Annotated in this window: 17 protein-coding genes and 1 riboswitch; of the genes, 7 read left to right on the top strand and 10 right to left on the bottom strand. The window is 56.6% G+C overall.

Going from position 1 to position 17279, the window contains the following annotated elements; genetic code table 11:
* Positions 1-25: 25 nt before the first annotated feature.
* Genes GJQ55_RS03090 through cbiB form a run of 3 tightly spaced genes read right to left on the bottom strand, consistent with a single transcriptional unit; the run spans position 26 to position 2909 of the window.
* Entirely contained in the window at positions 26-898 is an 873-nt protein-coding gene (locus GJQ55_RS03090) for a cobalamin-binding protein (RefSeq protein WP_228346052.1), read from the bottom strand.
* Positions 895-1926, bottom strand: coding sequence for a threonine-phosphate decarboxylase CobD (gene cobD / locus GJQ55_RS03085; RefSeq protein WP_228346051.1), 1032 nt, complete (start codon positions 1924-1926; stop codon positions 895-897). The genes GJQ55_RS03090 and cobD overlap by 4 nt, the downstream gene beginning before the upstream one ends.
* The gene (cbiB, locus tag GJQ55_RS03080) at positions 1923-2909 is read right to left on the bottom strand and encodes an adenosylcobinamide-phosphate synthase CbiB (protein WP_228346050.1); all 987 of its coding nucleotides are present in this window, start codon (positions 2907-2909) and stop codon (positions 1923-1925) included. Before cbiB ends, cobD begins: the two co-directional genes overlap by 4 nt.
* Positions 2910-3119: 210 nt before the next feature.
* On the opposite strand from cbiB, the gene GJQ55_RS03075 reads away from it, so the two are divergent.
* Positions 3120-3518, top strand: coding sequence for a globin (locus GJQ55_RS03075; RefSeq protein WP_228346049.1), 399 nt, complete (start codon positions 3120-3122; stop codon positions 3516-3518).
* 12 nt (positions 3519-3530) lie between these two features.
* On the opposite strand, the gene GJQ55_RS03070 is transcribed toward GJQ55_RS03075, so the two are convergent.
* From GJQ55_RS03070 to cobU, 4 genes are all read right to left on the bottom strand, one after another.
* Positions 3531-4325, bottom strand: coding sequence for an adenosylcobinamide-GDP ribazoletransferase (locus tag GJQ55_RS03070; protein WP_228346048.1), 795 nt, complete (start codon positions 4323-4325; stop codon positions 3531-3533).
* Positions 4322-4945: a histidine phosphatase family protein gene (locus GJQ55_RS03065; protein WP_228346047.1), complete on the bottom strand. Its 624-nt coding sequence runs from the start codon at positions 4943-4945 to the stop codon at positions 4322-4324. Before GJQ55_RS03065 ends, GJQ55_RS03070 begins: the two co-directional genes overlap by 4 nt.
* Positions 4945-5991: a nicotinate-nucleotide--dimethylbenzimidazole phosphoribosyltransferase gene (gene cobT / locus GJQ55_RS03060; protein ID WP_228346046.1), complete on the bottom strand. Its 1047-nt coding sequence runs from the start codon at positions 5989-5991 to the stop codon at positions 4945-4947. The genes GJQ55_RS03065 and cobT overlap by 1 nt, the downstream gene beginning before the upstream one ends.
* Before the next feature lie 119 nt (positions 5992-6110).
* On the bottom strand, positions 6111-6674 hold the full coding sequence (cobU, locus tag GJQ55_RS03055; RefSeq protein WP_228346045.1) for a bifunctional adenosylcobinamide kinase/adenosylcobinamide-phosphate guanylyltransferase: 564 nt from the start codon (positions 6672-6674) through the stop codon (positions 6111-6113).
* A 74-nt stretch (positions 6675-6748) separates the two neighbouring features.
* On the opposite strand from cobU, the gene GJQ55_RS03050 reads away from it, so the two are divergent.
* Complete coding sequence (locus GJQ55_RS03050) at positions 6749-7099, top strand: PilZ domain-containing protein (protein ID WP_228346044.1); 351 nt, start codon at positions 6749-6751, stop codon at positions 7097-7099.
* Between the two features lie 51 nt (positions 7100-7150).
* Positions 7151-8068, top strand: coding sequence for an ROK family protein (locus GJQ55_RS03045; protein ID WP_228346043.1), 918 nt, complete (start codon positions 7151-7153; stop codon positions 8066-8068).
* On the opposite strand, the gene GJQ55_RS03040 is transcribed toward GJQ55_RS03045, so the two are convergent.
* Both GJQ55_RS03040 and GJQ55_RS03035 read right to left on the bottom strand, forming a co-directional pair.
* The gene (locus GJQ55_RS03040; protein ID WP_228346042.1) at positions 8057-9466 is read right to left on the bottom strand and encodes an AmpG family muropeptide MFS transporter; all 1410 of its coding nucleotides are present in this window, start codon (positions 9464-9466) and stop codon (positions 8057-8059) included. The two genes, GJQ55_RS03045 and GJQ55_RS03040, sit on opposite strands and share 12 nt — an antisense overlap.
* On the bottom strand, positions 9463-9948 hold the full coding sequence (locus GJQ55_RS03035; protein ID WP_228346041.1) for a YajQ family cyclic di-GMP-binding protein: 486 nt from the start codon (positions 9946-9948) through the stop codon (positions 9463-9465). The genes GJQ55_RS03040 and GJQ55_RS03035 overlap by 4 nt, the downstream gene beginning before the upstream one ends.
* A gap of 115 nt (positions 9949-10063) precedes the next feature.
* Between GJQ55_RS03035 and GJQ55_RS03030 the strand changes: the two genes are divergently transcribed.
* The 4 genes from GJQ55_RS03030 (at position 10064) to GJQ55_RS03015 (ending at position 15110) form a co-directional block, all read left to right on the top strand.
* Positions 10064-10999: a hypothetical protein gene (locus GJQ55_RS03030; RefSeq protein WP_228346040.1), complete on the top strand. Its 936-nt coding sequence runs from the start codon at positions 10064-10066 to the stop codon at positions 10997-10999.
* 70 nt (positions 11000-11069) lie between these two features.
* On the top strand, positions 11070-11951 hold the full coding sequence (locus GJQ55_RS03025) for a ketopantoate reductase family protein (RefSeq protein ID WP_228346039.1): 882 nt from the start codon (positions 11070-11072) through the stop codon (positions 11949-11951).
* 62 nt (positions 11952-12013) lie between these two features.
* Positions 12014-12242, top strand: a riboswitch (cobalamin riboswitch).
* A 357-nt stretch (positions 12243-12599) separates the two neighbouring features.
* Positions 12600-14537 carry a TonB-dependent receptor gene (locus tag GJQ55_RS03020; RefSeq protein WP_228346038.1) on the top strand — a complete coding sequence of 646 codons (1938 nt, stop codon included), beginning with the start codon at positions 12600-12602 and terminating at the stop codon, positions 14535-14537.
* A gap of 18 nt (positions 14538-14555) precedes the next feature.
* Positions 14556-15110 carry a cob(I)yrinic acid a,c-diamide adenosyltransferase gene (locus GJQ55_RS03015; protein WP_228346037.1) on the top strand — a complete coding sequence of 185 codons (555 nt, stop codon included), beginning with the start codon at positions 14556-14558 and terminating at the stop codon, positions 15108-15110.
* 81 nt (positions 15111-15191) lie between these two features.
* Here the strand turns inward: GJQ55_RS03015 and GJQ55_RS03010 are convergent, their stop codons facing one another.
* Positions 15192-17174, bottom strand: coding sequence for a methyl-accepting chemotaxis protein (locus GJQ55_RS03010; RefSeq protein WP_228346036.1), 1983 nt, complete (start codon positions 17172-17174; stop codon positions 15192-15194).
* Positions 17175-17279: the final 105 nt, after the last annotated feature.

The following is a 17279-nucleotide window of genomic DNA, read 5'->3' as shown; positions in this document are numbered from 1 at the left end:
TTTTACATCCTTATGGGCAAAAACCTTACGGCTTCTGTCGCACTCTATGCAATAACGCACAAACCTGCTCAGCACCATCCAGCAACCTGGGGGTCGGCCGATGTAATAAATCGGGATGCACATGGTAAAGATGGTTATGTTTTACCGCGTTCAGATGTGGATAACGCCGCCAGTGATCCAGCCATTCCGGGCGCTCAGCCGCCATGCCACTGGCAATAATGACGTCAGGATTTTCTGCCAGTACCGCTTCTTCACTGATTTGGGGTGAACGCATGGGCAGGTCGGCAAAAATATTCTCACCACCACACAATTCCAGTACGCGGGAAATAAAGGTATCGCCACTTTGCGTTACCAGTGGCTGATGCCAGACCTGATAAAACACCCGCAATTTCCCGGCACCGGCATAGCGCTGCTGCAACGCATTCAGCCGCTGACGGAATTGCGTAGCGGCTTGTTGCCCCTTGGCAACATTACCGCTGATTTCACCATAATGTTCCAGGCTTCTGGCAATATCCGCAAAACTGTTGGGATCGGAAGCGTACAGCGGCATTTTTAGCTGTTTTAAGCGCTGTATTTCCCGCGCCGGATTGCCCTCCGGCCAGTAAATAATCAGATCCGGCTGCAACGCCAGAATAGCTTCAATATTCAGACCGGAATAACCGCCGACACGGGGGATTTTTTCCGCATCGGCCGGGTAATCGGAATAATCCACCGCGCCGACAACCTGCTGACCGGCTCCCACCGCAAACATCAGCTCAGTGGCGTGCGGCGTTAAGGTAATAATGCGCTGGGCCGGCGCCGACAAACGCACAGCCTGACCGCTATCGTCGGTGAGCGTTAATGCCTGTACTGATGCGCTGAAAAAAAACAGCGTTAAACACCAAACTATTTTCATCATAACTCCCTCAGCGTTTTTAAGGCGCTGTATAAACGCGGCCATTGTTGCGGATCGGGCATGCCCAACCGTAACCATTGCTGGCGTGGAAAATACCGGCTCCATATTTTCTGCTGCGCCAGTTGGGTGTGCATGATCTGTGTTTTTTCGCCCTGAAACGTCACAAACAACGGCGTGCTGCCCAGCACCGGTAATTGCAGCAAACGGCAGGTATCCAGCACCTGTTCCTGCATCCGCAGTAACCGCAGCCGCTGTTGTTGCTGCCAGGCTTCGTCACGCAGTGCCTGCGAGGCGATGCTGAGCGCCAGACTGTTCACCGCCCAGGGCCCCAGTTGTTGCTGAAGTCGCTGTTGCACCGACTCAGCCGCAATCACAAACCCACAACGTAACCCGGCCAGTCCGAAAAATTTACCCAGTGAGCGCAGCACCATGCGGTTAGCCGCCAGCGGAATATTCAGAATGCTGTGTTCGGGCGTGCAGTCCATAAAGGCTTCATCCACCAGCATATAACCGCCCAGCTGCTGTAATTGCGCCGTCCATTGTTGCACTTCATCCGCCGCTAAACACTCGCCACTGGGATTAGCAGGATTCACCAGAATTAACAGATCCGGCAGTGCGGTACCCTTATGAAACGCGGCCCGTATGTCCGCCAGCGTTAATTCCTGCACATTGTGGCCGGCCTGTTGCCAACTGAACGCATGCTCGGCGTAGGTATCGGCCTGCACCCACACGCGGGCGTGGGAAAAACAACGTGGCAGCGTCTGAATAGCCGCCTGCGAACCCGGCACCGGCAACGCGGCATGGCCGTAATACTGCACACAGGCCTGTGCTAATTCCGCCACCGGCTGCGGTAAATTGCGCAGACTGTTGGCCGCCGGCATTAAGCCGCGCTCGGCCCACCAACTGTAGGGGCTGATCGCGGCCGATAAATCCAGCCAGTGTTCCGGCTCACCGCCGTATTGCTGCAACGCGTTGGTTAAATCGGCACCGTGCACCGGTGGCGTTGTACCGGGTAATAAGATCAGACTCATGCGAACATTTTCCACCCGATAACGGCGATAAAAATCACCAGCAACCACAGCCACAACACCCGTCGAATTAACTGAAAGACCGGCTGAATATCGGCAACGGTAGCGGCGTTACCCGAGCCCATCGGCGGTTTTATTTTCCATTCACCGTGGTAACAGGCGCGTTCACTGAGGCGGATATTTAAGGCACCAGCCCCAGCGGTCATCACCGGGCCACCGTTGGGGCTGGCGCAGGCCGCTGCCTGTTGCCGCCAGCACGTTAACGCCTGTTTCTTATACCGGCCCAGCAGCACAAAACTCAGCGCCGTTAAGCGCGCCGGAATATAGGCCAGCGCATCGTCCAGCCGCGCGGCGGCCCAGCCAAAATAACGGAAACGGCTATTTTTATAGCCCCACATGGCATCCAGCGTATTCACCCAGCGGTGCATTAAAGCCGCCAGCGCGCCACCAAGGCAAAACCAGAACAGCGTGGCGAATAAAGCATCGAGGGAATTTTCCAGCAGACTTTCAAGGCTCGCCTGCGCCACCTCAGAATCCGATAATTGCGCCGTATCGCGGCTGACCATCCAACTCAGTTTTTCCCGCGCCAGAGGTAAATCATCCGCTTGTAAGGCCTGCGCTACCGCCTGCACATGTTGTTGCAGACTTTGCCAGCCGATGCAGAAATACAGAATCACGATATGCGCCAGCCAGAATAACACCGGCGTTTGCTGGTACAGCCACAGCAGCACCACAGCAATAACCAGCAAGGGGGATAACGCCAGTAATAACGCCAGCACACCCAATATACGTCCGGCCAGCGGTCGCTCTGTTGTCCGATTTAAACGACGTTCCAGCCAGGCCACCCAGTTGCCAAACCCCACCAGCGGATGAAAACGCGCCGGTTCGCCCAGCCAGCGGTCGAGCAATAACGCCGCCAGCAGCAACAGCGGCAAAAGTTCCGGGAAATAACCGGGAAAAAGACTGGAATCCGGAGTGCTTGTCATACAATGGCCGCTGATTTTTTCCGGCGCCGAGTGTACCAGATGTATGGCGTCATCGCTGAAACAGAATACGAGTCAACCAATTACGTCAGCGTTAAAATAATCGCGCCAGCGTTAACCAATTCACCACAAAAGTCCCTTTGCCATAGTGGCCAAAAATCCTTACCCTGCGCCGCCTTGTTAATCCCCCCGCAAAAAACCCACAGAGAACCGATGATGGGCAATCCCGATATTGTGTTTCAAAGCTATGGCCGCAGCTGCAACAACCCGGCTTTTTTCGAAGATTTCTATACGATTTTTATGGGTAAATCGGCGGATATCCGCGCCATGTTTGCCAACACCAATATGGAATCGCAGCGCGGTTTATTACGCGGCGGCATCATGTGGCTGGTAATGCACGCGCGCGGTATGTCCGACAGCAAAATCCGCGCATTGGGTGAAAGCCACAGCAAAGCAAAAATGAATATTCACCCGTCGTATTACAGCCTGTGGCTGGACGCCCTGATGGAAACCCTGTACCGCCACGACCCGCAATTTTCACCCACCCTGGAGCAGACCTGGCGCGCGACGCTGAAGCCCTCCATCGACGTGATTACCAGCATGTACGACTGATTGCCCCAGCCGTTATAAAGCCAGCGCGGCCAGCAGTAACGCCTCCTGCAGTTCAATACCGGCGCCCAGGGTGTCGCCGGTACAGCCCCCCAGCCGTTTCAGCAGCTGTTGCCGCACTAGCAACACCAGCGTCAGCCACAGCGCCAGCAGAAATAACCCCTGCGCTGGCACCAGCAGTAATGCCAGCGCGGCCAGCGCCAGCCCCCAGAGCACCAGCCGCAGCGGCGTGGCACCGGCGACCAGATCGCTGGCCATGCCGCCGCTGCGGACGTATGGCGTAGTGGCCAGCAGCCCCAGCACCGACGCGCGTGCCAGCATGGGGACCAACAATAAGCCGGCCGCCAGCAGCGTAATATTCCAGCCACTGTCGCTGCGCGTCTGTTCCAGCAACGCGAATATCGCCGCCAGTTTCAGCAGCAACGCCAGCACCACCGCAGTCACGCCCATCGGGCCGCTTTGTGGATCTTTCATAATCGCCAGCGTGCGCTCACGGTCGCCTAACCCCCCCACCCAGGCGTCGGCGCTGTCGGCTAAGCCGTCCAGATGCAGGGCGCCGGTAAAGCCTGTCCACAGCAACAGCAGTAACGCCGCCAGCAGCAACAGCGACAGCTGCGGATTCCACCAGCCGCACAACAGGGTAAAGCCCAGTAATAACAAGCCGAGCAAGGCGCCCACCACGGGGTAATACAGCAATGAAGTGGCGGCAACATCGCGGTCAGTACGTTGCAAATAAGGCACCGGCACCCGGCTTAACAACGCCAGCGCGTACCAGAAGGCCCAGACGTGTGTGCTGAAGTGCTGTTTCATGGTGTCAGGTCGTTTCCATCCAGATGTTCCAGCGTAATCCACTGCTGCGGCTGACCCTGATACTCGCTGTGATCAATACGGAAACGCAGCAAGCCGGCATAAGGAACCGCCAGTCGGTTCATGGCCTGGGGGGCCAGTTGCAGCAGCTGCTGCGCCAACACACGCATCACACCGCCGTGGCACACCACCAGCAGATGCTCACCGGCATAGTCAGTGAGCAGACTGTGCCAGCCGGCCAGTACACGCTGCTGCAAGACGACAACCGGCTCGCCATTAGGAGCACAGAAATTCAGCGGGTCTTCCCACAAGGCACGGGCATCCTGCGCCGGGTCGTTCATGATGGAATCCACTGGCTGGTTTTCCCAATCGCCGTAATCAATCTCGGTCCAGCGCTCATCGATGTGCAGCGGAATCTGCAGCTGCTGCGCCAGCGTCTGCGCCGATTGCCGGCACCGCTGCAGCGGCGAGCTGATCACGCGCTGCCAGGCGCTGCGATGACGGGCAATGCGCTGATCAAACTGCCACTGCCCCAACCCGGTTAAGGCATGATCGGTGCGGCCGCGGAAGACGTTGCCGCCCTCCGGTTCGCCGTGGCGGATAATATCGATGCGCGTCTGCATCAGCCGATGCCTGCTTCAGCAAAGGTGGCCATGCCGTTATGCAGGGCCAGTGCCTGCTGCACCACGCCATAGGCAACCGCCGCGCCCGAGCCTTCGCCCAGCCGCATGCCTAATTGAATGAGCGGCTCAGCTGCTAAGGCCTGCAGCAACGCCGCATGGCCGGGTTCAGCCGAGCGATGGCCGAACAGCAGCCACTCGCGTACGCCGGGGTTCAGCTGCACCGCCAACAAGGCCGAGGCAGTGGCGATAAAACCATCCACCAGCACCGGAATACCCAACTGCGCAGCACGCATAAAGGCACCGCACATGGCCGCCAGTTCCAGCCCGCCAACCTGTTCCAGTGCCTGCAAAGGCGAACTTACCAGCGGTTGCGCCCGCGCCACACTGGCCGCCAGCACCTGTTGTTTGTGGCTGAGGGCGGCGCCCTGCACGCCGGTGCCAGGGCCAGTGAGTGCGACGACATCCTGCTGCAACAGCAGTGCCGCCAGACAACTGGCTGCCGAGGTATTACCAATGCCCATTTCGCCGGCCATAAACAGATCACACCCTTCTGCGTGCAGGCGCTCTACCTGTTCTGCACCAATGCGTAACGCCTGTTGCGCCTGCGCCGGGCTCATGGCGGGCTGCTGAGAAAAATCCTGCGTGCCCGGCATCACCGGGCACTGAATAACACCGGCCAGATGCTCACAGGGCGTGACGGTCCCGCAATTAACCACGCTTAAACCGATGCCGTGCAACCGTGCCAGCACCGCTACTGCGGCACCGCCAGCAACAAAATTACTGAGCATGGCCACCGTCACCGCCTGCGGAAACGCCGATACCCCTTGCGCTACCACGCCATGATCGCCGGCGAATACCACCAGCTGCGGGTTCTGAACAGCAGGTTTTACGCGCTGCTGCAGAGCCGCCAGCTGCACGGCAACCTGCTCCAGCTGCCCCAGCGCACCCGGCGGCTTGGTCAGCTGATTCTGGCGCGCCAGCGCCTGCTGGCGGAAGGATTCGGAAACGGCGGCGGCGGGTTGCTGCCACCAGGCTTGAATGGTCATGCGGTTCCTTAAATCAGATCAATAAATAATGCGGATCAGGTTGAGGGTTCGGGGTTGAGGGTTCAGCGTGCCCGGCAGCAAATTCCCAAGGCGAGCGTCTCCCGTCTCCCGTTAAACGTCTAGCGTTTAACTTCCACCGGTATCCCCGCCACCACCAGCGTCACCGCCTGCGCCTGCGCGGCAATGGCCTGATGCAGACGGCCGCTTTCATCCACAAAACGACGGCTCAGTTCGCCCATGGGGACAATGCCCCAGCCCACTTCATTACTCACCAGCAACAGCGGTTGCTGTAGCTCTGGCAACAGCGTCAGTAATGCCTCGCGCTCGCGCACCCAGTAATCAGGGTCACTGTGTAACAAACAGTTGGTCACCCACAGGGTCAGGCAATCCACCAGCAACGCTGAGCCGGGGTACTGCTGTTGCGCCCGCTGCAAACAGGCCGCCAGCTGCAGCGGTTCTTCCAGAGTCGGCCAGTGCGCCGGGCGCTGATCACGATGCTGATCGATACGTTGCTGCATTTCGCCGTCATGGGCCTGGGCGGTGGCAATATACACCACCGTGGCGGCGCTTTGCTGTTCCAGCAGGCTGGCCTGTTGCTCGGCGTAGCGGCTTTTACCACTGCGGGCGGCGCCCAGAATCAGGTGAATGGCCGGCGTAACCGCCAGGTTCGTCATTTCTGTCATAGCCTTTGTTCCTGTGGCGGCGCTACACTGCGGAGTAATGTGGTTGTTTTAGCCGTTTGTGTGGAGAAATCATTATGAGCACATCCGTTATTGATCAACGTATGCACCCGCGCTGGACGCTGAAAAGCAGCGTCAGTGTATTCGAACAACAAAATAAGGAATACCTGGGTCTGCTGGTCGACTGTTCCGAACAGGGCCTGATGATTTCTTCCTACGATTACCTGGCCCCAGGTACCCGGCTGCAGCTGGATCTGGTGGATATTCCGCCCAATATCGACAACCGCCGCACCGGCCAGGGCGTGGTTGAAGTGGTGTGGAGCGACAAAATCACCCCCAGCCTGTATGGCAACGGCTGCCGGCTGGTCGAAAGCTCGTCGATGCTGCAAAGCATGATCCGCAGCTACAGCCACCCGGTCGGTTCCTGAATCAACTCTGCTACACTGCCGCCCGTTTCTTCCATTTTTGCGGACACCATTATGCTGCAATTCGGCATTGATCTGGGCGGCACCAAAACCGAAATTATTGTTCTGAACGAGTCCGGCGAACCCCTGTTACGCCACCGCAACGCCACCCCATCCCATTCCTACGACGCCATTGTTGCCAACATCACCGCACTGGTGCACAACGCCGCCAGTGAACTGAATACCAACGATTTCACCCTCGGCATCGGCATTCCCGGTGCGGTCAGTCCGGCCACCGGTTTAATCAAAAACGCCAACACCACCTGTCTGATCGGGCGCGATCTGCAGGGCGATCTGCAACGGGCGCTTAGCCAGCGCGTGATTCTGGCCAACGATGCCGATTGTCTGGCCCTATCGGAAGCCACCGATGGCGCCGGCGCCGGTTATAAAACCGTGTTTGCCGTGATTATCGGTACCGGCTGCGGCGGTGGCTGGGTGGTAAATGGCCAGCTGCTCGGCGGCCCCAACGCCATTGCCGGCGAATGGGGGCACAACCCGCTGCCGTGGCGCAACGCAGAGGATGGCGAAGCGCCCTGTTACTGCGGCCAGCACGGCTGCCTGGAAACCTTGTTATCGGGGCCGGGAATGCGCCAGCAAGCGTTGCAGGAAACCGGCCTGGATTTATCCGCACCGGAATGGGCCGAACGGGCCACGCGGGGTGAAGCGCAGGCACTGGAGGTGCTGCAACGCTATTACCGGCGACTGGCTAAAGCGCTGGCGGCGGTGATTAACCTGATGGACCCGCACGTCATTGTGCTCGGCGGCGGTGTCTCCAACCTGCCCGGCCTCTGCACCGAAGTACCGCGACTGTGGGGCGACTATGTGTTTTCCGACACCGTCTGTACGCCACTGAAACAATCGGTGCACGGTGATTCCAGCGGTGTGCGCGGTGCCGCCTGGCTGGGCGCAGCCGTTAACCGATCAGGGCGCTGACAGCGGGTTCTTGGCCTCGACGGCCGGTGGCTCATGGCGGGCATGCCGCATCAACACCAGCACCAGCACGATGGCCGGAATGCCCAGTGCCGCCGCCAGCAGAAAAAATTCCATGTAACCACTGCTGTCGATCACCCAGCCGGAAAACCCACTGATAAATTTACCCGGCAGGGTCATCAGTGAACTGAACAGTGCGTATTGGGTGGCGGTGTAACTGCGATTGGCCAGGCTGGACAAATACGCCACAAAGGCCGTGCTGGCAATGCCGCCGCTGAGGTTATCGGCACCAATCACCAGCGCCAGCCCGTATATGGGGGGGGTCACCCCGTTACTGCCCAGCACCGCCAGTAAGGCAAACAGCAGATTGGTGCCCGCCACCATAATCGCGCCCAGTAACAGCGGCTGCATAATGCCGTGTCTTACCACCAGCACACCGCACAGCGCCGAGCCGAAAATGGTCATAAAAAAGCCAAAGACTTTGGCCACGCTGGCGATATCGGCTTTGCTGTACCCCAGATCCAGATAAAAGGGGTTGGCCATCATGCCCATGGTGATATCGCTGAGGCGGAACAAGGCAATAAAGCTCAGGATCAGCAGCGCAAACTTGCCGTTACGCTGAAAAAACTCCAGCACCGGGCACACCACCGCACCCAGCAACCAGCGTTGCCAGCCTGGCCGCTGCGCCATCTGCATCGGCCGGCCCATAATCTGGTCAATCAGAATTATTTCATTCTGGTCCCGCTGTTCAGCGCTGACCCGTTGCGGCTCATCGGCCCACAGCACCGCTGCCACGCCCAGCCCCATCAGACCTGCCATGCATAAATACGCCAGCGCCCAGCTGCCAAACTCGGCGATGTAAAGGGCGCCGGCACCGGCGACCAGCAGAGCGGCCCGATAGCCAAAAATATAAGCCGCTGACAACATACCCTGCAGCTCATCCTCAGCCGATTCAATGCGCAGAGCATCCACCGCCACATCCTGGGTGGAGGAACAGAACGCCACCAGCACCGCCGCCAACGCAATCACCAGCAGCGACGAGGCAGGGTTGCTCATACTCATTAGCACCAGCCCGGCGATGATGCCGAGCTGACCGGCCAGAATCCAGCCGCGCCGTTGCCCGAGGTGCGACAAAACGGGCAGCGCAAAACGATCCACCACCGGCGCCCAGAACACTTTTACGGAATAGGTAATGCCGACCCAGGCAAAAAAACCAATGGCGGTACGCTCCACCCCGGCATCAAACAACCAGGCCGACAAAGTGGAAAACACCAGCAAAAAGGGTAACCCGGCGCTGAAGCCCAGGAGGGCAATGACCAGCACCGGTTTGCGCAGATAAATGCGCCGGACATCAGCCCACCAGCGCAGCAGCGCCGGTGGCAGTGGCGGGTAGACGTTCAATCTTTGAAGTTCTTGAACGCCAGGGGCATATCAATGCTTTCATCGGTACGCAGCAGTTGCATGGCGCCCTGCAGATCGTCCCGGCTTTTGCCCTGTACGCGCAAGGTATCGCCCTGCACCTGTACCTGTACTTTCAGCTTGCTGTCTTTGATCAGCTTCACCATTTTACGGGCCAGGTCGCTGTCGATGCCCTGACGCATTTTGGCCTTCACCCGCACCAGTTTGCCGGTACCTTCCGGCTTGCTGTACTCCAGACAGTTCACCTTAATGCCACGCTTGGTCATGGCGCCGGTGAGCATGGATTTCATCTGCTCAATCTGAAATTCATGGTTGGCAGTCATGGTCACTTCCAGATCGTTCTGCTCGAAACTGGCATCCACCCCACGGAAATCAAAGCGGGTGCTCAGCTCGCGGCTGGCCTGTTCTACGGCGTTACGGGCTTCGTGTTTATCAACTTCAGAAACCACATCAAAAGAAGGCATTGCTTCACTCCTCAGCAAAAGCGCGTATTCTAACCCCTGTGCAGCTAACCCGGGCAAGTTTGCCGGCGCTGGAACTTATAACAAAGTCAGCTAGATTATTGTCATGGAAACCAAAATGACCCTGCACGGAGCCGGAGTGTACTACTTCGCGCTGACCGGAGCGAAAGAACAAGCCATTTTTCAGTCGGTATTTGAATACGAATACGCCCTGAAAGCCCTGGCCACCCTGCCCGGCACTCGCCTGCTGGCCTATGTATTCGACAGCCACTCGGTCCGGTTGGTGCTGCGCTGCCAGCGCGACTGGAGCGAAGTGATGGACGATATCCACACGGCCTTCGATAACCTGCATGAACGCTGCTGGAATAAGCGCCGTCAGGTGCTGGCGGAACAAAGCACCGTACTGTTAGTGGATGAACAGGCCTATCTGGCGCCGCTGGTATTGCAACTGCACGACTGGCCGCGTTACAGCGGCAAAGTCGCCGATGCCAGCCTGTGGCCCTGGAGCAGCGACCGCTGGTACCGCGAACCGCAGCCGCCGGCCTGGATTGATACTGAATCCATGCTCAATTTACTGGCCCACAGCCGCCGCAACCGCAGCCAGCATTACGAAGCGGTTATGCAACAACCGGTGGGAGAGAAACTCGACCTGCGCCACGGCAACCACCCGCTCTATCAGGCGCTGGCCCGCGATGCCTTTATTAACCGGCATCTGAAACAGGAAGCCCTGGTGCAATCGGCGTATACCGCAGACGATGTTAATCGCCTGTTCGCCGATGCCTGCCAACTGGTGGCCGAACAGTTTGGCTTAAGCGTTGCCGACCTGCGTGACCCGACCCAGCGCCGTCGTTTCCACCACTTAATGCCGCTGGTGGTGTGGTTACTGCGCGAACGGGGCGTGGCGCTGGATGAGCTGGCCAAGCGCGTTGATGAAGACGAAGTACGGCTGGAACTCTGGTTGCGTAATTTACCCGCTGACCATACCGACAACGTCCGCAGCCAACTGTTACGCCGCTGGCAACCTGCACCGGCTTACAGCAACGCGGAAGCCTGAGCCAGACGGGCCTATTGTTTGTTCCACAGGCCCGTCTTTTATTTGTTCTGCACCCGGTAAACCCCTTCTGATGACCCAGCCCCCGCTCCGCATCGGCATTCTTGGTCTTGGCTCGCTCGGCTCGGTGCTGGCCTGGCATTGGCGTGACCTGCCGCTGGTCGCTCTGCCCCGTGATCAGCACAGCGCGTGCAACCTGAAAGTGCAGGTACAGCAACAACTCTGGCAACAGACACTGCCCTGTTGGCAAGGTGAAGCGCTGGACTGGCTGGTGATCTGTACCAAAGCCGCAGCCACCCAGACGGCACTGACTCCCTGGCGCAACCATTTAACAGCGGTGAAGAATATTCTGTTAGTGCAGAACGGCATGGGGCAGCAGCAACAGCTGGCCGACTGGCTGCAAGAACAACAACTGCCCTGCCAGCTATGGGCCGGTATGAGCACCGAAGGCGCTTACCGCGCTGACGACCGCGTGGTGTATGCCGGCCAGGGCGACAACCTGATTGGCCGCTGGGGCACAGAAATAACGGACGCCGACCATGCGGTGGTTACTCCACCTCATACCCGCATAGTGAATAATATTGCCAGCCAGCTTCGGACCAAGCTGGCCATTAATGCGGTGATTAATCCGCTGACCGCACAATTGCGCTGCCACAATGGTGAATTACTGCAGAACCCGCTTTACCGGCAGCAGCTGGACGCGCTCAGCACAGAGATTGCCGGGTTGTATGCCTGTTTAGGCTGGCCGGAAGCCGCCGGGCTGGTTGAGCGGGTGCAGCAAGTGGCCGCCGCGACCGCCGCCAATCAGTCATCCACACTGCAGGATGTGCTGCATAACCGGCCAACCGAATTACCCTATATTTGCGGGTATTTATTAAAAATCGCGGCAGAAAAAAATTATGCCCTGCCGTTAACCACAGCGTTGTACCAGCAGCTGCATGAAATTTCCGCGTGATCTGCATGCGGAAATTTCAGCGGTATTATTTCCCCTGCCCTTGACCCTGTTATCCCCTGCCATTACCCTGCGCGGCTTCAGGTGCTTGTTCCCTTTTTGCGGAGCAAGTTAAACGGGAAGACTGGTGCGCCACAAGGCCAATCCAGCGCTGCCCCCGCAACGGTGATCAACCGCACTGCTAACCAGATGCCACTGTGCTTAATAAAGTATGGGAAGGCGTTAGCAGCGGTTCCGGCGTAAGCCCGGAATCAGGTCGTCAGCCCGGAGACCGGCCTGAATAATCAAGGGAGCCTCTGAATAACTCAGTGCCCGCTCTGGATGGCAGGAAAGTTCTGAATCACGAAGCCGGGTTGCAGGCATCGCGGGTTCTGGCAAAACCCGGCGACACCGAGTCGGGGTTTTCCTTCCATCCCCGTAGGGCGCGGCTTTCCGGACCGTATAGCGACGTTGGCGAACTTGAAAAGGGCTCGCCATTCTCGGCGTTCGCCGCCTTGCTCTACAGCCCGGAAAGACTCGCGCAGAGCTGTGCAGAGTTATTCAGAGGCTCCCAAGCAACGTATTGCGGTGGGCGATGCGGGTGCCGGGTAATTTTTTGCTGCCCGCTCCCTCCTGAATCCGCCGATTGGTCTTTTTACCATTCGGATTACTATGAAAAAAATCTCTCTTTTGCTGTCCTTAAGCAGCATTTTTATCGCTGCGACGGCCCATTCTGCCAGCACAGAAAATAGCGAATTAGCACCGGTGGTGGTAACCGGTAACCGCATCGCTCAGCCCGATATGCTGGCCACTTATGCGGCGGAAATTCATCATGCCGATGACATTACCCGTTCCGGTGCCATTGACCTGTACGATTACCTGAATCGCTACAGCTCTGTGACCGTATTACCCTCGTACGGCAACCCCTTTGCACAATTACTGGATATGCGTGGTTATGGTGTTGGCTCTGGCCATCAGAATATCGTAGTAACGGTAAATGGTCGCCGCCTGAACAACGTCGACACCGTACCTCAGCTGCTCAGCAGCGTGCCATTATTAAGCATTGAACGGATTGAAATTATTAAAGGCAGCGGCTCGGTGGCGCAAGGTGATGGTGCCATGGCCGGCATTATTAATATTGTGACCAAAGACCAGACCGGTGGCGCACTGAATATTGCCGCCGGCAGCCACGGTTATTCATCGACCAGCGTCAGCGCCGGCATTACCGAAGAGCAATTTACCCTGCAGCTGCTCGCCGAAAACGGTCGCAGTGACGGTTTCCGCGACCAGGACATTACCGGCGAAAAAGATGATTCCGATAGCAACAACGTAGCAGCGGATTTAAAGCTGTTTCCCATGTCTGGGGTTGAGATCCGTGCCGGTAAGGAACGCTCGTGGCTGGATACCACCTATGGAGACACACTGACTCTGCCTCAATTTAATAACAATCCAGAACAAAACGCTGGTAAAACCTACACCGGTCAAACCTTTACTGTCGATGTGAGTCGTGTAGGCACCAGCCTTCAGATCAACGACAATCTGCGTTTGAATGCTGATTACTTTATTGAGAAAAAAGATTCAGAATATTCCAGTGGCTGGCTATCAGAATATGATTACCGCTCCGGTGATTATTCCATTGCCTGGCAACAAAACAACCTTCAGGTACTCACCGGCGTTCAACTCTTTGATGGCGAGCGCAGCAGTGCTACTGATACCACAACCAAAGAAAACAGTGCTGCTTATATTCAGGCTGAATACCGCCTGCAGGACACCCGCATCAGCGCCGGCTGGCGGCGTGAGAAGGCTGACTATCAATACCGTAGTAGCGTCACGCTGTTGCAGGACAATCATTATCTGACGGCCTGGGATCTGGGTATTAACCAGAAAATTTCTGCACAACTAACCGTCTTTGCCAACCTGAACCAGGGCTTTCAGGCACCCGACATTGACCGGTTTTTTACTCAGCTGTATGACAGCAGCTGGAACTTTATAGGTACCGGCTTCAATGGTTTTATCAAACCGGCCGAGTCACGCACAGTTAACCTCGGCCTGAACCATCTGCACAGCCGCAATAAACTTAAGGCCGTTATTTTTTATACGGATCTGACGGATGAGATTTACTACAATCCGCAAACTTTCAGCAACACCAATATCGATGAATCGCACAAATACGGTGCTGAATTGCAGAACCAGTATCAGGCCAGCGAACAGCTTGCCGTTCGTCTGAATTACAGCTGGACACGCGCCATTATTGACCGCGAAGACAGCGGTACCGGCGCCTTTAATGGCAAAGATTTACCCGGGGTATCTGAACACAGCGCAACCCTGGGGGTAAATTACCAGGCCAGCGAACGTGGCTCATTCAGCATCAACCAGATTTGGCGCAGCAAAGCTCTGGCAGCCGAGGACTTTGCTAATAATTTCAAGCAGAAGCAAAAAGCCTTTAACAGTACGGACATCAGCTATCAGCATCAGTTCGGCAAGCTGAGTGCCTATGTTCAGGTACAGAATCTGTTTGATCAGAGCAACGGCCTATGGATTAGGGATGATGCCATTTACCCCGTTAACTTCACCCGCACATGGTATGCTGGCATCCGCGCTGAATTCTGAAGATAAGGAATAAACTGTATGGGCAACCGTCTTTCCAAAATTTCCACCAAAACCGGCGACCGCGGTGAAACCGGTCTGGGCGACGGTTCCCGGGTCAGTAAAAGCTGCCTGCGCATTGCCACTCTGGGCGATATTGACGAGCTGAATTCCTGGGTGGGGGTGCTGCGCGCCAGCCTGACCGGACAGGATGAGCTGCAACCCTTATTAAGCCAGGTACAGCACGATTTGTTTGATCTGGGCGGGGAAATGGCGATGCCGGGTTACACCTTGCTGAATGAAGTCATGCTCAGCGAGCTGGAGCAGCATCTAGTGCACTGGAACGAAAGCCTGCCGCCGCTGAAAGATTTTATTCTGCCCGGTGGCAGCGTTGCGGCTGCGCACTGCCACATGGCCCGTGCCGTTGCCCGTCGTGCTGAGCGTACCTATGTGGCACTGCTGCAGCAGGAAGCCGTACATGAAACCGGCCTGAAATATCTGAACCGTTTATCGGATCTGTTATTTGTGCTGGCGCGGGTGCTGGCACGCCGTGATGGTGGCACTGAGGTGCTGTGGCAAAGCCGGCATAAGCAGTAATTTTTTCTGCTATTGCAGCCACAAAAAAGCCACGCAATTGCGTGGCTTTTTTGTCTGCGCGACGGCGGCATTAACAATACATTAATGCACCTTAAAGGCGGCTACCCGCTGTGACAGCGCATCGGTAATGGCCTGCGTCTGACGTACCGCCTGCACCGTTCCTTCGGCGTTAGCCGAAGTCTGTTGGCCATTTTCACGGATAACTTCCAGGTTATTTTCCAGATCCATGGCATTGCGGCGCTGTTCGTTGGCGGTGGTAACAATATCGGCGGTTTTATGCTGAATATCGCCCATACTGGTCTGAATTTCATGCAGTGTGGTATTCACCTGACCAGAGTTGGCCACGGTTTTTTCCACCATCGAGCGGTTTACTTCCATGGTTTCCACCGCACTGACGATATTCTTCTGCACATCACTGATCAGCCCTTCAATTTCACTGGCCGATTTTTGGGTACGGCTGGCCAGTGTACGTACTTCATCCGCAACCACCGCAAAACCACGCCCCTGTTCACCGGCCCGGGCTGCTTCAATCGCAGCGTTAAGCGCCAGCAGGTTGGTTTGTTCGGCAATACCTTTAATCGTGGCCAGAATACTGCTGATGCTGGATGAGTTTTCCGCCAACCGGTTAACCGCTTCCATGGAGTTGGACATCTCATTGGATAAACGACCAATTTCGCCCATCACGTTGGTAATCACCCGCGCCGCTTCATCCGATTTTTCATGGCCGGTGTGAGCCGCCTGTTCAGCTTCTTCGGCCAGACGGGTAACACTGCCGGCATGTTCTGCCACATTACGGATAATGCTGGACACCTGATTGGTTTGTTCCAGCTGATCCTGCACCGCTTTACGACTGCGGTTAGCAATGCTTTCTACTTCATTAACGTTGCTGCTGACCGATTCTGAACTGTCTTTCACCGCACTTAAGGTGGCGCGGATATTGGTGATCATTTCGTTAAAGGCATCACGCAGCTGGCCCATTTCATCACGGCCATTAAAGCGGATTTCCTGGGTCAGGTCGCCCCGGGCAATATCGCGGGCGGTCGCTGAAAAACGCTTAATGGTGTAACGAATGGACATAAAAAAGGCGAGGTACAGATACACAATAATGGTCAGCGCCACCAGCAACACCGTGGCCAGTAACGTAATACGGTTCTGTTGTTCATTCAGGCGTTGAGTAAGGCGATATTCAATTAACGGAAACACCTGATTTTCTACCGCCAGTAAGGCGTCCAGCTGCTGCATAAAATAGGCATCAAATTCCTGCCAGCTGCCTTCTACCTGTGCCGAGGCAATGATGTCCTCATCGATTTTATTGCGCAGGGCCACCAGGTTTTGTTCCGCCTCACGGGTCGAGGCGACCAGAGCCGCATCGCCGATAATTTCAGCATTGCTTACCACCAGCTGAACGTCCGGCTCAGCCGTTACCAACTGGTCGTAAACACCGTTCACCATGTCATAGGTGGTGGACTGCAGATATTGCTCAATAAAGGCGAACACACCGGAGCTGTGACCAATACCAAAAGTTTTATGCAGGGTCTGCATGGACATCAGAATATTCACCAAACGCTGAATATCCCGGTCAGAATCCAGCGCCACGCCGGTTTCCTGAGTGTACTGACGAATCAGCAGATACACCTCATCAATGGCCATCTGGTAATAACGGTATTGGTCATTCAGGGTTGGCTGACGGTGTTCGCCACTGATTTGCAGCCGGCTGGCAAAACGGCTTTCCCAATCGGCAATCAGTTGTTGCAACTCGGCGCTGGCGGCCGACGACTTGAGCTGTGACAACTGCTCAGTCAGCGCCGTCATCATCGGCGCGACCTGCTGTTGCAGGTCGGCATCGCTTTTGTGCGTCGCAACGGCCCCCAGGTTGCGGAACAATTCCAGCTGATGGGCAAAGGCGAACAGCTGACGGGTGGCTTGCAGACCACTCAGCTCTTCTTTGGTTTTTTCCAGAGAATCAGACGCCGCCAGGAACACCTGACCGCTGAGTACCATTAACGGCACCATGAAAAGGAAGCTGATCAGGCCGAACTTGGCGGCGTAATTCAACTGACCCATGAACCGGATTGCCGGCCACATTACTGCTTTGAGCATAAACTCCCAACCCCGATATTATGCTTGTTATAAGGGGTATCGGCTGCCTGCCCGGCAACATGAGGCCGG

The sequence above is a fragment of the Venatoribacter cucullus genome (genome assembly GCF_016132445.1).
Taxonomy (GTDB): domain Bacteria; phylum Pseudomonadota; class Gammaproteobacteria; order Pseudomonadales; family Oceanobacteraceae; genus Venatoribacter; species Venatoribacter cucullus.
The sequence above is the reverse complement of the archived record's forward strand: the minus strand, read 5'-3'. Positions and strand labels throughout refer to the sequence as shown.

Excerpts from the sequence above, each read along its gene's own strand:
- GJQ55_RS03050 (WP_228346044.1), top strand. The coding sequence starts at position 6,749 with ATGAGCACATCCGTTATTGATCAACGTATGCACCCGCGCTGGACGCTG.
- GJQ55_RS03090 (WP_228346052.1), bottom strand. The coding sequence starts at position 898 with ATGATGAAAATAGTTTGGTGTTTAACGCTGTTTTTTTTCAGCGCATCA.
- GJQ55_RS03045 (WP_228346043.1), top strand. The coding sequence starts at position 7,151 with ATGCTGCAATTCGGCATTGATCTGGGCGGCACCAAAACCGAAATTATT.
- GJQ55_RS03015 (WP_228346037.1), top strand. The coding sequence starts at position 14,556 with ATGGGCAACCGTCTTTCCAAAATTTCCACCAAAACCGGCGACCGCGGT.
- GJQ55_RS03075 (WP_228346049.1), top strand. The coding sequence starts at position 3,120 with ATGATGGGCAATCCCGATATTGTGTTTCAAAGCTATGGCCGCAGCTGC.
- GJQ55_RS03035 (WP_228346041.1), bottom strand. The coding sequence starts at position 9,948 with ATGCCTTCTTTTGATGTGGTTTCTGAAGTTGATAAACACGAAGCCCGT.
- GJQ55_RS03030 (WP_228346040.1), top strand. The coding sequence starts at position 10,064 with ATGACCCTGCACGGAGCCGGAGTGTACTACTTCGCGCTGACCGGAGCG.
- cbiB (WP_228346050.1), bottom strand. The coding sequence starts at position 2,909 with ATGACAAGCACTCCGGATTCCAGTCTTTTTCCCGGTTATTTCCCGGAA.
- GJQ55_RS03065 (WP_228346047.1), bottom strand. The coding sequence starts at position 4,945 with ATGCAGACGCGCATCGATATTATCCGCCACGGCGAACCGGAGGGCGGC.
- GJQ55_RS03070 (WP_228346048.1), bottom strand. The coding sequence starts at position 4,325 with ATGAAACAGCACTTCAGCACACACGTCTGGGCCTTCTGGTACGCGCTG.
- cobD (WP_228346051.1), bottom strand. The coding sequence starts at position 1,926 with ATGAGTCTGATCTTATTACCCGGTACAACGCCACCGGTGCACGGTGCC.
- GJQ55_RS03025 (WP_228346039.1), top strand. The coding sequence starts at position 11,070 with ATGACCCAGCCCCCGCTCCGCATCGGCATTCTTGGTCTTGGCTCGCTC.
- GJQ55_RS03010 (WP_228346036.1), bottom strand. The coding sequence starts at position 17,174 with ATGGGTCAGTTGAATTACGCCGCCAAGTTCGGCCTGATCAGCTTCCTT.
- cobT (WP_228346046.1), bottom strand. The coding sequence starts at position 5,991 with ATGACCATTCAAGCCTGGTGGCAGCAACCCGCCGCCGCCGTTTCCGAA.
- GJQ55_RS03020 (WP_228346038.1), top strand. The coding sequence starts at position 12,600 with ATGAAAAAAATCTCTCTTTTGCTGTCCTTAAGCAGCATTTTTATCGCT.
- cobU (WP_228346045.1), bottom strand. The coding sequence starts at position 6,674 with ATGACAGAAATGACGAACCTGGCGGTTACGCCGGCCATTCACCTGATT.